The organism is Bartonella sp. B10 (assembly GCF_053794435.1).
In genome coordinates this window covers 680,327-692,956 of the sequence record NZ_CP200030.1, presented here as the reverse complement: position 1 = coordinate 692,956, position 12,630 = coordinate 680,327, and the positions used below count along the sequence as shown (strand labels likewise).

The 12,630-nt window shown below is 37.2% G+C and carries 12 protein-coding genes; 4 read left to right on the top strand and 8 right to left on the bottom strand.

Translation table 11 applies throughout. The annotated features are described in order from the left end of the window. The first annotated feature begins 249 nt into the window (after positions 1 to 249). Positions 250 to 1,272 carry an NAD(P)H-dependent glycerol-3-phosphate dehydrogenase gene (gene gpsA / locus V3565_RS02860; protein WP_455478801.1) on the top strand — a complete coding sequence of 341 codons (1,023 nt, stop codon included), beginning with the start codon at positions 250 to 252 and terminating at the stop codon, positions 1,270 to 1,272. A gap of 267 nt (positions 1,273 to 1,539) precedes the next feature. On the opposite strand, the gene fabI is transcribed toward gpsA, so the two are convergent. The 3 genes from fabI to fabA are packed head-to-tail and all read right to left on the bottom strand — an operon-like array spanning position 1,540 to position 4,197. Next, complete coding sequence (fabI, locus tag V3565_RS02855) at positions 1,540 to 2,358, bottom strand: enoyl-ACP reductase FabI (protein WP_455478800.1); 819 nt, start codon at positions 2,356 to 2,358, stop codon at positions 1,540 to 1,542. Between the two features lie 49 nt (positions 2,359 to 2,407). Then, positions 2,408 to 3,628, bottom strand: coding sequence for a beta-ketoacyl-ACP synthase I (gene fabB / locus V3565_RS02850; RefSeq protein ID WP_455478799.1), 1,221 nt, complete (start codon positions 3,626 to 3,628; stop codon positions 2,408 to 2,410). 59 nt (positions 3,629 to 3,687) lie between these two features. After that, the gene (fabA, locus tag V3565_RS02845; protein ID WP_455478798.1) at positions 3,688 to 4,197 is read right to left on the bottom strand and encodes a 3-hydroxyacyl-[acyl-carrier-protein] dehydratase FabA; all 510 of its coding nucleotides are present in this window, start codon (positions 4,195 to 4,197) and stop codon (positions 3,688 to 3,690) included. A gap of 236 nt (positions 4,198 to 4,433) precedes the next feature. On the opposite strand from fabA, the gene irrA reads away from it, so the two are divergent. Continuing rightward, positions 4,434 to 4,928 carry an iron response transcriptional regulator IrrA gene (gene irrA / locus V3565_RS02840; protein WP_455478797.1) on the top strand — a complete coding sequence of 165 codons (495 nt, stop codon included), beginning with the start codon at positions 4,434 to 4,436 and terminating at the stop codon, positions 4,926 to 4,928. A gap of 69 nt (positions 4,929 to 4,997) precedes the next feature. On the opposite strand, the gene V3565_RS02835 is transcribed toward irrA, so the two are convergent. From V3565_RS02835 to V3565_RS02815, 5 genes are all read right to left on the bottom strand, one after another. Beyond that, positions 4,998 to 5,558: an SH3 domain-containing protein gene (locus tag V3565_RS02835; protein WP_455478796.1), complete on the bottom strand. Its 561-nt coding sequence runs from the start codon at positions 5,556 to 5,558 to the stop codon at positions 4,998 to 5,000. A gap of 486 nt (positions 5,559 to 6,044) precedes the next feature. Further along, entirely contained in the window at positions 6,045 to 6,905 is an 861-nt protein-coding gene (locus tag V3565_RS02830) for a C40 family peptidase (RefSeq protein WP_455478795.1), read from the bottom strand. Positions 6,906 to 7,054: 149 nt separating this feature from the next. Then, on the bottom strand, positions 7,055 to 8,428 hold the full coding sequence (locus tag V3565_RS02825) for a leucyl aminopeptidase family protein (protein ID WP_455478794.1): 1,374 nt from the start codon (positions 8,426 to 8,428) through the stop codon (positions 7,055 to 7,057). Between the two features lie 10 nt (positions 8,429 to 8,438). After that, a complete protein-coding gene (gene coaA / locus V3565_RS02820) occupies positions 8,439 to 9,383 on the bottom strand; it encodes a type I pantothenate kinase (RefSeq protein ID WP_455478852.1) in 945 nt (314 codons plus the stop codon). Positions 9,384 to 9,543: 160 nt separating this feature from the next. Further along, positions 9,544 to 10,533, bottom strand: coding sequence for an asparaginase (locus V3565_RS02815; protein ID WP_455478793.1), 990 nt, complete (start codon positions 10,531 to 10,533; stop codon positions 9,544 to 9,546). A 204-nt stretch (positions 10,534 to 10,737) separates the two neighbouring features. Here V3565_RS02815 and hslV point away from each other — a divergent pair, with 204 nt between their 5' ends. Together hslV and hslU are read left to right on the top strand one after the other, a co-directional pair. Then, positions 10,738 to 11,319, top strand: a complete 582-nt coding sequence (gene hslV, locus V3565_RS02810) for an ATP-dependent protease subunit HslV (protein WP_455478792.1) — start codon at positions 10,738 to 10,740, stop codon at positions 11,317 to 11,319. After that, a complete protein-coding gene (gene hslU, locus V3565_RS02805) occupies positions 11,320 to 12,630 on the top strand; it encodes an ATP-dependent protease ATPase subunit HslU (protein ID WP_455478791.1) in 1,311 nt (436 codons plus the stop codon).

Here is a 12,630-nt window from a genome sequence, read left to right as displayed (position 1 = left end):
TCTGGTGTATTTTTGTACTAAATTAAGGGAAATCATGGGTAACTTGGTGAAGTTTTAATTTTAGTTCATGGTTAACAGCCATTTATATAGTGTGCAAATAATCATAAAGATCTTAAAGAGATCCACTTGCGTTGTATAAAATGAAGTGACGGTAGGTGATGTTTTAGATTCTGTGAGTTTATATGAAATATATCTTTTCTTGAAGATGTTTGTAACGATGATATACAATTATAACTGTCAGGAAGCTTAATGAATACCGTTTCAATGACAATTATTGGTGCAGGTTCTTATGGTACTGCATTGTCTATTGCTCTTGCTCGTAATGGTTATCGTGTTTTATTGTGGGGATATAATCCTCAACATATCAGAGAATTACAGGAATATCGCTGTAATCAGGCATTTTTGCCTGATATTAAATTTCCTGACAATGTATTACCTGAAGTTTCTCTTGAAGCTGCTATAACAACTAGTCGTAATATATTAATCTCTGTTCCAAGCCATGCATTTCGTCAGGTGTTGTGCAATATTACACCTTATTTGAGTAAACACTCACGTATTATCTGGACAACAAAAGGTCTAGAACATGGAACAGGACGTCTTTTACATGAAGTTGCTCGTGAGATTCTAGGTGAACAAATTCCTTTGGCTGTTTTTTCTGGGCCAACTTTTGCTCAAGAACTTGCTATCGGTTTGCCGACCGCAATTACAGTAGCAGCTTCTAATGCTGAATTTAGTAAAGAACTACAACAACTTTTCCATAGTGATAAAAATTTTAGAGTTTATAAAAATGAAGATATGATAGGTGTTCAATTAGGTGGAGCAGTTAAAAATGTCATTGCTATAGGTGCAGGAATATCAGATGGTATGGAATTTGGTGCGAATGCTCGAATAGCTTTAATCACACGAGGATTAGCTGAAATTAGTCGTTTAGGCATTGCTATGGGTGCTGATCTTGCTACGTTTATGGGAATGACAGGTTTAGGTGATCTTGTTTTGACATGTACTGATAACAAGTCTCGTAACCGCCGTTTTGGAATATTACTTGGCCAAGGAATAGATAAAGAAGCAGCAGAGAAACAGGTTGGTCAAGTTGTTGAAGGTTATTTAAATACTAAGGAAGTGCGTAGATTAGCACGGCGTATCGGGGTAGAAATGCCAATTACAGAGCAAATTTATCAAGTCTTATATTGTGGTAAAAGTGTATTTGAAGCATCTAATACATTACTTAGTCGTGATCCCAAAGATGAGGAGCACAATCCAATACGCTTTTAAGCTATTCAAATGCGTGAGAGACACTGGTATAATAGATTTACAAAACAGAATATATTTATCATTAGGTAAAATATTATTTCTTTTACGGATTGACAAATGCATATAAGCTAGTTTTTTACATCATATGGCTTAAATTTTGGTCATCAGCTACATTGTATATTTTTAAATGGGCTATATTCTTAATCAGTTACGACATTTATATTTCAGAAAGTATGCAAGATATTTCTAGATGACATACCAATTAACTTTTTTGTATTTGGTATATAATTATTCTCCATGAATTTTTTCGCTTTGTTTTAATTCTTCAAGTATTGGCATAGACATAATATTGTAGCCAGAGTCAACGTAGTGAATCTCACCAGTAACACCTGATGATAAATCAGAGAGTAGGTAAAGAGCAGATTTTCCTATTTCATTAATGTTTACAGTACGGCGTAGAGGTGAATTACGGCGTTGATAAGAAAAAATTGCACGCGCAGATGCAATTCCATTTCCAGCTAAAGTTCTAACAGGACCAGCTGAAATTGCATTAACTCGGATATTTTGGGAACCAAAATCCGCTGCTAAATAGCGCACCATGGCTTCTAACGCAGCTTTAGCAACACCCATAACATTGTAATTAGGTACAACTTTCTGTGAAGCTCCGTAAGTTAGTGTTAAAAGTGCTCCTCCATTGGGCATAAGTTTACCAGCACGTTGTGCAATTTCTGTAAAGGAATAAGCTGAAATAATCATCGTGCGATTAAAATTTTCGCGTGTCGTCACATCAACATACCGTCCTTTGAGTTGAGCTTTATCTGAAAAACCAATGGCATGAACAATAAAATCAATAGTTTTCCATTCTTTTTCAAGACATTCAAAGACATGATCGATACTTCCAATTTTTTCAACATCACACTCTAGTAGTAATTTGCAGCCTAGTTTTTCTGTTAATGGTTGAACACGTTTTCCGAAAGCATCTCCCTGATAGGTAAATGCTAATTCAGCTCCTGCTTTTGCTAGTTGGCATGCAATACCCCAAGCAATTGAATGGTCATTTGCAACCCCCATAATAAGGCCGCGTTTGCCCTCCATCAAACCTTTCATATTATTCTCCGTAGACCGTGCTTTATTTTAACCAGCCAAGAACTTTTGTTTATGGATATCGTTGGAAAACGAGTGTTGCATTAGTACCTCCAAAGCCAAATGTATTTGACAATACAGTATTAAGTTGTTGACAATCACGGCGTTTACGAACAATTGGCATATCAACAAAAGCCGGATCAAGTTCTTCAATATGGGCACTTTCGCAAATAAAATTATGATTCATCATTAACAGTGTATAAATTGCTTCTTGAACTCCTGCTGCACCCAAAGAATGACCAGTGAGAGATTTCGTAGCAGAAATTGGCGGGCATTGATCACCTGTACCAAAAATACGACGGATCGCTTCTATCTCGGGGGGATCTCCAACAGGTGTTGCTGTTGCATGGGGATTAATATAATCAATTTTATTATGAACAGTTGAAAGTGCCATACGCATGCAACGTTCTGCTCCTTCACCAGATGGAGCAACCATATCGTGTCCATCGGATGTAGCGCCATAACCAATAATTTCTCCATAAATTTTTGCACCGCGTGCTTGGGCGAGTTCTAGTTCTTCAAGAACCAGAACACCAGCCCCACCAGCAATCACAAATCCATCACGATTTACATCGTAGGCGCGTGAAGCTTTTTCTGGTACATCATTATATTTGCTAGACATAGCGCCCATAGCATCGAATAAAACAGACAATGTCCAGTCTAGATCTTCACAGCCACCTGCAAAGACACGATCTTGCTTACCATATTGTATCGTTTCATAGGCATTTCCGATGCAATGATTAGACGTAGCACACGCTGAAGAAATTGAATAGTTAATTCCCTTAATTTTAAAAAAAGTTGCAAGCGTTGCAGATGCAGTAGAACTCATTGCTTTAGGTACAACAAAAGGGCCAATGCGCTTTGGACCTTTTTGTCGTGTAATGTCAGCAGCTTCAACGATTGATTGCGTTGAAGCTCCTCCGGAGCCCATAATGATACCTGTGCGTTCATTTGATATTTCATGAGGTTCTAAACCTGCATCCGCAATCGCTTGATCCATAGCAATGTGATTCCAAGCAGTTCCACGTCCATGAAAACGCAGAGCTCGTCTATCTATCAATTCTTCTATATTAACATCAGGTTTGCCATAAACTCTACTACGGAAGCCTAATTCAGCGTATTGGGGCGCGTAAGAAATCCCAGATTTTGCTTCATACAAACTAGTTAAAACGTCCTGGGGATTATTTCCAATCGCGGAGATAATTCCCATTCCGGTTACAACAACTCGACGCATCCATACCTCCTTGTTTCTTATAGAATAACAAAATGTCTTTAATTTAGTGGAAATAATGTTTAGTCTTCTTTGAATAATGCAACGCGCAAATCGCTGGCTTTATAGATGATTTCTCCGTCTGCTTGCACCCATCCATCAGCTATTCCTAAGACCAAATTTCCACGTCGTATCCGCTTAAAATCTATTCCATATTTAAGAAGTTTTGTTTGTGGAGTTACCATACCTGATAATTTAACTTCGCCTGTTGATATAGCCCTTCCTTTTCCTGGTTCTCCTAACCAACCAAGAAAAAAACCTGTTAACTGCCACATACCATCTAGACCGAGACACCCTGGCATGACAGGATCGCCCATAAAGTGACAGTCAAAGAACCATAGGTTTGAAGTAATGTCAAATTCAGCGCGAACCATCCCCTTATTATATTCACCACCAGTTTCACTGATTTGAGTGATTCTATGAATCATTAACATCGGTGGTGCAGGCAATTGTGCGTTACCCTTACCAAACATTTCGCCGCGAGCACAGCTTAGAAGTTCTTCATAAGTGTAGCAAGATTTTTGTTCAACCATTGTCATTCCATCTATTTGCGTATATTTTTACTTCTGTGCTTCTCCCATAAACTACTTTTAGAGCAAATTTGAAGGAGAGGGAAATGATTTTATATAATTTTAATGATAAAGCCCCCTTTTTTATGTATTTTATGCAAGAAGCTATTTAAAATAGAATACAAAGATTGTATCGTATATTATTCTTATTTTGTAAAATTTTGACCTTATTTGAGTGAAAATGTAATGAAGTCTGCGGCATGTCGGTTAGGACAGACGATTTAGGATTTAATGAAGAGGAGTTTTTCGTGAAAGAATGTGGGAAGGTTATAAATTATCATTCCATGTCTGTGTTAGAAAAACGTTTACGTCAAAATGGTTTACGGCCGACGCGCCAGCGACTAGAGCTTGCTCATATGATTTTTTCTCAAGGTAACCGTCATATTGCTGCTGAAGATCTGTATGAAGAGGCAGTTAAGTCGGGGGTTCCTGTATCTTTAGCAACAGTCTACAATACACTCCACCAATTTACAGAAGCAGGATTGTTACGAATTATTGCCGTAGAGGGTTCAAAAACTTGGTTTGATACAAATACCTCTGATCACTATCATTTTTATATTGAAGGTGAAAATCGTATTATGGATATTCCTTGTGATTTAGAAGATTCCCCTATTATTAAAAATTTGCCTCAACCACCAGATGGTATGGAAATTTCGCACGTTGATTTGATAATTCGGTTAAAGCCAAAAATGTAACCCAAACCTAAACTATAGAAATTAGGAAATTCGGTAAAGAATAGCAATCGAGTATATTGGGTTGAAAATTCATGATTTGTTAATTTTTTCATCGGGATAGACCCCCCATAATTGGGGTTGATGGAGCCATCCACGAGTATTACGGATATTTATTTCGCACCAGTGTCTATCACATTGACGAATATCACCGATGACATTGGGTTCTACTTCTGCTACAAATTCTGCGTTGTCTGTTGGATTTTTACGCAGTATTAGCCTTTTTGTTTTGTCTTTTTGCCACGGAATAGTTATGGCGGTTCGCTTACCAGATAAAAGAGATTGGTACACCCACCCTTCATCTCCTTCGGCATCACGTATTTTACGCCATTGATCGTATTCTTGAATAATTTCAACAGGTAAACCCTGTTTTTGGTAAGTAAAAACGATAGAATAATTGCTACCTGGCCCAGCACGAACATTAACGCGCACAGGCTTAATCGAAGCAAATCGTGGGAGCGGTAAACCGCTGGATCCTAAATTTTTATTGAGTGTTTGTGAATGCAAAAAATGAGGGTAACCAAATACAAATACACTCGCTATTAAAATACATGACGCAGATCTTAAAAATTGAAACCATTTAAAATATTGCACACTTAAACCTCTTATCTCTTTGTTTCTGTATATTGATAATCTAAGATTGGGAGGAGAGGATTTATACTTGCTCAAGCTATAACACACCGCTAGTTAAAGAGATCTAAACAACGGAGGAATTATTGCAATAATAATGGAATAAGTAAGGAAAAAAAATTTGAACTTTTTGATGTTTATTTGGCTTATTTATGTAGTTCGCATATAATTATGAGATGCCTTAATAAAAGTTAAGTAGTGAGTTATAGAGTTCATTTATTGTATCACAAAATGTGTAAAAATTTTTGAATGATTTTTGAAAAAGGTCTAAAAATAAGCTAATTAATTTATTCCATTTGATATGAATCAATCTATACAGTTGAAGGGATCTTTTCATTGTATATGAGATCAGTAATATTTATGCTTTGTATTATTGCCAGTAGTTCAAATAGATATTGATGTAAAAACATCGAAGAATGTTGGTTAGGTACACCATATTCGTGGTGTGGATCATGTTTCTTGTGTTGGTCGACGTTTTGCTACAGGATATTGGTTCTTTTTAGCTATACGAGTAACTGCTTCTTCCAGTGGTTCAATCATAACATTCATAGAGAAGCCATTTGCATGGATAATGTTTTCATGATCAATCATAATGGCAACGTGGCCTTTCCAAAAAATTAAGTCGCCTCGTTGAAGTTTGTCACTATCTGTGAGTGCTATACCTATAGTTTTTTGTTGTGCAGTGTTGCGTAAGACCATTTTCCCAGTCATCATCATGGAGAGTTGTACTAGCCCAGAACAATCAATTCCAAAACCACTGACACCACCCCAAAGGTAAGGGGTGTGAATAAAAGTCTCTGCAACTGTAACATAATCTTTGAATACTTGCCCGATAGGACTAAGGTGATGGGTAATAATAGCTTTTCCATTTTCAAGGATAGAATACATTGTACCACGGACTTCAGTTTCATTCACAACACTGACTTTGCTTCCCATGGATAAGGGACACTCCATTGGTCCGTGTAAATCAGCTTGTAAATATTGAAATGTGCGTGGTACTGAAACAATATGGGTTTGTTTTATTGTTGATGAGCAGAGAATCATTGTATCAATATAACCTACACAACCATCTTTAAGCGATTGAACCCATGACATGGTTTCTCCTTGTTCAAAGATTAAGAGTTCTTCTCCTAATAAGCATTCTGTTTGTCTTTGGCTTTTTTTATTGTTTTCTTTAAACAATCCAGCAACAGCTGTATTAACGCGTTTTTTTTCACCTGGAACAAAGCGTTGGGTTGTAATTTTTGTTTCAAGATGTTGATCTGGTAGATTGTCTCTGAGTGCATACAATTTTGAGTCTTTATCAATCATCTTTTTTACCTTTTATATAGGAATAGGACAATAACAACTGCATTAGCAGGGTTCTTTTATCCTTAAATCAAAATATAAGGTCAAAATTTAAGGTGCTCAGCAATTATTTCTAAACGCTCAAAATTGTCTATCTTTGTGGGTATTTTGTGTTATGTTTTATTTTTAAAAAAGTTATAAAGGGCACGAATAATTTGTGCAGAGCCACCAACAGGGTGTCCTGGTTTTTCTTTTGGAACCCATCCATACAGATCAAAGTGAGCAAAATATTCGGATTTTTCAACAAAGCAGCTAAGAAATAAAGCTGCAATTATGGATCCAGCGAAATTATTTCCAGTTATATTATTAAGGTCAGCGATTTGTGAGGACATCATTTCTTTATAAGGTTTCCAGAGTGGCATTTGCCAGAGAGGATCGGAAACAGAGTGGGCGGATTCAGAAATTTGTTGAGCCCATATCGGGTCATTGCAATAAAATGCAGGAAGATCTGGTCCTAATGCTATATGAGCAGCTCCTGTTAAAGTAGCCATACAAAGCATGAATTGAGGGCTTTCTTCATCACCATAGGTAAGTGCATCGGCAAGGATAAGTCGCCCCTCAGCATCCGTATTGCCAACTTCAATGCTCAATCCTTTACGGCTTTGTAGAATATCGCCCGGTCGGTAGGAATTCGCAGAAATTGCATTTTCAATAGCTGGAATCAGAACACGTAAACGGAAAGGCAATTTAGCATCCATAATAAGTTTAGCTAGTCCTAAAACATGTGCACTTCCTCCCATGTCTTTTTTCATTAATAACATATTACTGGCTGATTTAATATCTAACCCTCCAGTATCGAAGGTTACGCCTTTACCAACTAATGTTATTTTAGGATGACTTTCTTGCCCCCAGTGCAGTTCAATTAGACGTGGTGCAATATTGCTGGCTCTGCCTACAGCGTGAATTATTGGAAAATTTTGTGTTAAAAGTTCATCTCCACGAATACTTGTAGTATGGGCGTTATAAGTTTCTCCAAGTTGATATACGATTTTTTCAAGAGTATCAGGATTCATATCATTGGCTGGAGTGTTAATGAGGTCACGAACCAAAAAAACAGTTTCGTAAATTCGTTGAAGTTCATTGATATCAATTGTATTACGCACGTAGATTGATAATGCTTTTGGAGAAGGGTTGCGGCGATAGCGATTAAATTGATAGCTTCCAAGTGCTAGTCCAAGATAAGAATTTATTTCATTTGCGGCTGGTCCTTCCAGATGCCAATTTCCAGGAGGAAGTTGTTTGGCAAGGAGTCCAGTGATAAAGGGTTCATCACCATTGCCGATTCCAAATAAAATTTTTTTTAATTGTCCATTTTGATGAGGAATGAATAATATTTGCCCTGCTTTACCTGTGAAATCATTAATTTTCATCCATGTTTTTGTTGATGCATCAAGCGATAAATCAGCAATAATTTTAGGGTTTACCAAAAAGATGGGATAACTGTCGTCTGTGCGTGTTGACGTAAAATTAACTTGGTGTAAATGCATATTATGATCCTCATAGCCTTCGAAGTGCAACATATTCTACCAAATGGTTTTTTCCCTTTCGTAGAATGAGATTAGATCGCGGTCTTGTTGGTAGTATATTTTCTTGTAAATTTTTTAGATTGATTGTTTGCCAAAGATTATCGGCAATTTTAGAAGCTTCCTCTTCATTGATTAGAGAATAACGGTGAAAATAAGATTCAGGATTTTGAAAAGATGTTTTACGAAAACGTTTAAAACGCTCCAAATACCACCGACGAATCACTTCTGTTTCTGCATCTACATAGATTGAAAAATCAAAAAAGTCTGAAACGAAAGGAATAACTTTTCCATCTTTAGGAAGATCACTAACTTGTAGTACATTAATACCTTCAACAATCAAAATATCAGGGCGATCAATAATAATTTTTTGATTTTCCAAAACATCATAGGTTATATGAGAATAAAGTGGAGCACTAACATTGCCGACACCGGCTTTTATAGCGGAAAGGAAGTTAAGCAATTTTTTGATGTCATAAGAATCAGGAAATCCTTTACGATCCATACGATTTTTTTTTTGTAATACAGCGTTAGGGTAGAGAAAACCATCGGTTGTAATCAAGTCAACTTTAAAACTAGATGTCCAACGTTTCAAAAGTTCTTGAAGAATGCGAGCAGTGGTTGATTTACCTACTGCGACAGAGCCGGCAATTCCAATGATAAAGGGAGTTTTTCTTGCACCTTCTTTATGTAAAAATTGCTGACGTTTTTGAAAAAGTTCTTGCACTGCTTCAACATGGCACGACAATAGGCGCGATAGGGAAAGATAAATACGTTGTACTTCTTCAAGATCAATTGGATCATCGATTGAGCGTAAACGTTTAACTTCATCAAAGGTCAAAGTGAGTGGTGTATCCGCACGAAATTGAGACCACTCTTGCGCAGTAAAAACACTGTAGGGTGAATATCGATCAAAAATGGGCTTTATCAGATCACTTTCTTGATCAATTTTTGATATAGTCATATCGGTCATTTTTAGCGATTGAGAGTTTGTTAATTTTAGCAATACAATAAGTAATGGACAGATGGGGTAAGTTATTTTTGCATATTTTTTCTTTACAATAGTAGATAATTCTTAGTTAGCTAATAGTCCAAGTATTCCAGCATGCACTAATTTGCTCCAATGACAAGCCTTGTGCCAAAAAAGCCCATAAAAGTAAACGTGCTTTTACGGCTGATAAATAACCAGACATAAGAACACCAGAAGCAATCATATCAGTTTCTGAGCCTTTATATCCGTAAGTTACACGGGTTGTTGAGCCGTTACAACAACGACTAGCAATGATAATGGGGAATTTTTGTGCGTATTGTCGCACGATGTCTGCTGTTTGGAAGCTGCAGTGACCTGTACCGAAGCCAGCAATGACTAAGCCTGCATAATATCCACTTTCAAGGCAAAATTTTACTAATTCTGTATCAGAGGATAAGGAAGAATACAGAAGGGCAACCTGATGATTATAGTTTTGGGGGAGTTTAAAAATCTTAGGGAAGAAATTTTTATCATTGAAATAAATCAATTTTTTCTCTAAAATGGTTCCTATGGCACCTGCTAGACCTGATTGAAATGTTTCAATTTTTGTGGCATGACTTTTTTGAATCCAGTAAGGTGAATGAATTGTGTCGTTTATCACAACTAAAACGCCTCTGTTTTGACTTTGTGGATGAGCAGCAACGCGAGTTGCCGCGAGAATGTTCGCGGGCCCGTCAGCACCTGCTTCGCATGGTAAACGCATAGCGCCAGTTACAATAAGTGGTTCAACTTTATTCCAGTAAAGGGAAAGAAAAAAAGCTGTTTCTTCTAATGTGTCAGTTCCTTGGGTTAAAACAATACCTTGTGCGCCAGCTTTTATTTGTTGTATTGCCCATTCTATTACTTCAAATAGAATTTTAAAAGATAAAGATCCACTGGGTAATTGTGTTAATGTTTGCGTATAAATATCTGCTACTTTATTTAAGCTAGGAACACTTTTTATTAGTAAATCTGCAGTTAAAGTCGGTTGCATTTGACCAAAATTGTCAGCAGCCATTGCAATTGTCCCTCCTAATGTTCCTATGGCTATTCTTTTCATAATTTTTCCTTTAGAGATGAAAACTATTTACAATAAGTTATTTAACAACAATTTGCATTGACAACAATAATATCATTTTTTTATTTCAACAAATTGAGTTGTGCTTAATCGTTGTGTTTTGCTGTATATATTCTTAAATATAAAGGCGGTAGTAATTGGGATTTTACGTTTTATGAAAAGAAATCAATATTAAGGAGCTTCCTTATGACAGAACATAAGCCTGACATAATGTATGGTACGACTATTATTACTGTACGAAAAAATGGCAAGGTAGTGATGGCTGGTGATGGTCAAGTTTCACTTGGTCAAACAATTATGAAAGGAAATGCCCGCAAAGTGCGTCGCCTTGGAAAAGGTGGGGCCGTTGTTGCTGGTTTTGCAGGTGCTACGGCAGATGCTTTTACATTATTAGAAAGATTAGAAACAAAGCTTGAGCAATACCCTGATCAGCTTATGCGTGCATGTGTAGAACTTGCAAAAGATTGGCGAACAGATCGCTATTTGCGTCGTCTGGAAGCAATGATGCTTGTAGCTGATAAGAAAGTAACTTTAGCTCTAACGGGACTTGGTGATGTATTAGAACCCGAAGATGGGGTTATGGCAATTGGTTCTGGAGGAAATTTTGCTCTTTCAGCAGCGTTGGCACTTATGGATATGGATATGGATGCAGAAACTATTGCTCGTAAAGCTATAGATATTGCCGCTAAAATTTGTGTTTATACAAATGATAATTTCGTAATTGAAACATTGGATACGGAGTTATCTTCTTTAGAGAAAGCTATTTGAATGTGTGTTGTATTTTCCCCTCGTGAAACTGTTTCTGAACTTGATCGTTTTATCATTGGTCAAAATGATGCAAAACGTTCTGTTGCTATTGCATTGCGTAATCGGTGGCGTAGACAGCAGCTGGATGGTCCAATGCGTGAAGAAGTTATGCCAAAAAATATCTTAATGATAGGGCCGACAGGTGTCGGTAAAACGGGTATAGCTCGTCGATTGGCAAAACTTGCTGGAGCACCTTTCGTGAAAGTAGAAGCTACCAAGTTTACTGAAGTTGGTTATGTTGGGCGTGACGTTGAACAAATTATTCGTGATCTTGTTGAGATTGCCATTTCCCTCGTGCGCGAAAAGAAACGGGGTGAGGTACAAGCAAAGGCTCACATTAATGCTGAAGAGCGCGTTTTAGATGCTCTTGTTGGTAAAACAGCAAGCTCTGCTACCCGTGATAGTTTTCGCAAAAAATTACGTGAAGGTGAGTTGGATAACAAAGAAATTGAAATTGAAGTAACTGACAATAATACCAGCAGCGCTTCTACCTTTGAGATTCCTGGTATTCCTGGTGCACAAATGGGGATCATGAATTTGTCAGATATTTTTGGCAAAATGGGTAGTCGTACCAAGATCCGCAAAACAACAGTGAAGGATGCTTTTAAGCCACTAATTGATGACGAATCTGAAAAACTTCTTGATAATGATCAAATTATTCAAGAAGCATTACGTGTTACTGAAAATGACGGAATTGTTTTTATTGATGAGATTGATAAAATCGCAACTCGAGATGGTGGAGCTGGCGCTACTGTTTCACGTGAGGGGGTTCAGCGAGATCTTTTACCTTTGGTTGAAGGAACAACGATTGCTACAAAATATGGGCAAATTAAAACAGATCATATCCTTTTTATCGCTTCAGGTGCGTTTCATGTAGCTAAGCCATCTGATTTATTGCCAGAGCTTCAGGGGCGTTTACCTATCCGTGTGGAGTTAAATGCTTTAACAAGAGAGGATTTACGGCGTATTCTTACCGAACCTGAAGCAAGTTTAATTAAGCAATATATTGCTTTAATGGCGACGGAAGAAGTTCATTTAGAAATTACCGATGATGCGATTGATGCTTTAGCGGATATCGCTGTGGATTTAAACGCAAGGATTGAAAATATAGGAGCACGTCGTTTACAAACTGTAATGGAGCGCGTTTTGGATGAGATTTCTTTTACTGCACCTGATAAAGCTGGGACATCATTTAAAGTTGATGCTGCTTATGTGAGACAATCGATAGGAGATCTTGCTGCTGATATCGATCTTTCACGTTTCATTCTCTAG

What these genes read in the sequence shown, in the direction of transcription:
- gpsA (WP_455478801.1), top strand. Translation starts at nt 250, where the DNA reads ATGAATACCGTTTCAATGACAATTATTGGTGCAGGTTCTTATGGTACT.
- fabI (WP_455478800.1), bottom strand. Translation starts at nt 2,358, where the DNA reads ATGAAAGGTTTGATGGAGGGCAAACGCGGCCTTATTATGGGGGTTGCA.
- fabB (WP_455478799.1), bottom strand. Translation starts at nt 3,628, where the DNA reads ATGCGTCGAGTTGTTGTAACCGGAATGGGAATTATCTCCGCGATTGGA.
- fabA (WP_455478798.1), bottom strand. Translation starts at nt 4,197, where the DNA reads ATGGTTGAACAAAAATCTTGCTACACTTATGAAGAACTTCTAAGCTGT.
- irrA (WP_455478797.1), top strand. Translation starts at nt 4,434, where the DNA reads ATGTCGGTTAGGACAGACGATTTAGGATTTAATGAAGAGGAGTTTTTC.
- V3565_RS02830 (WP_455478795.1), bottom strand. Translation starts at nt 6,905, where the DNA reads ATGATTGATAAAGACTCAAAATTGTATGCACTCAGAGACAATCTACCA.
- V3565_RS02825 (WP_455478794.1), bottom strand. Translation starts at nt 8,428, where the DNA reads ATGCATTTACACCAAGTTAATTTTACGTCAACACGCACAGACGACAGT.
- V3565_RS02815 (WP_455478793.1), bottom strand. Translation starts at nt 10,533, where the DNA reads ATGAAAAGAATAGCCATAGGAACATTAGGAGGGACAATTGCAATGGCT.
- hslV (WP_455478792.1), top strand. Translation starts at nt 10,738, where the DNA reads ATGACAGAACATAAGCCTGACATAATGTATGGTACGACTATTATTACT.
- hslU (WP_455478791.1), top strand. Translation starts at nt 11,320, where the DNA reads ATGTGTGTTGTATTTTCCCCTCGTGAAACTGTTTCTGAACTTGATCGT.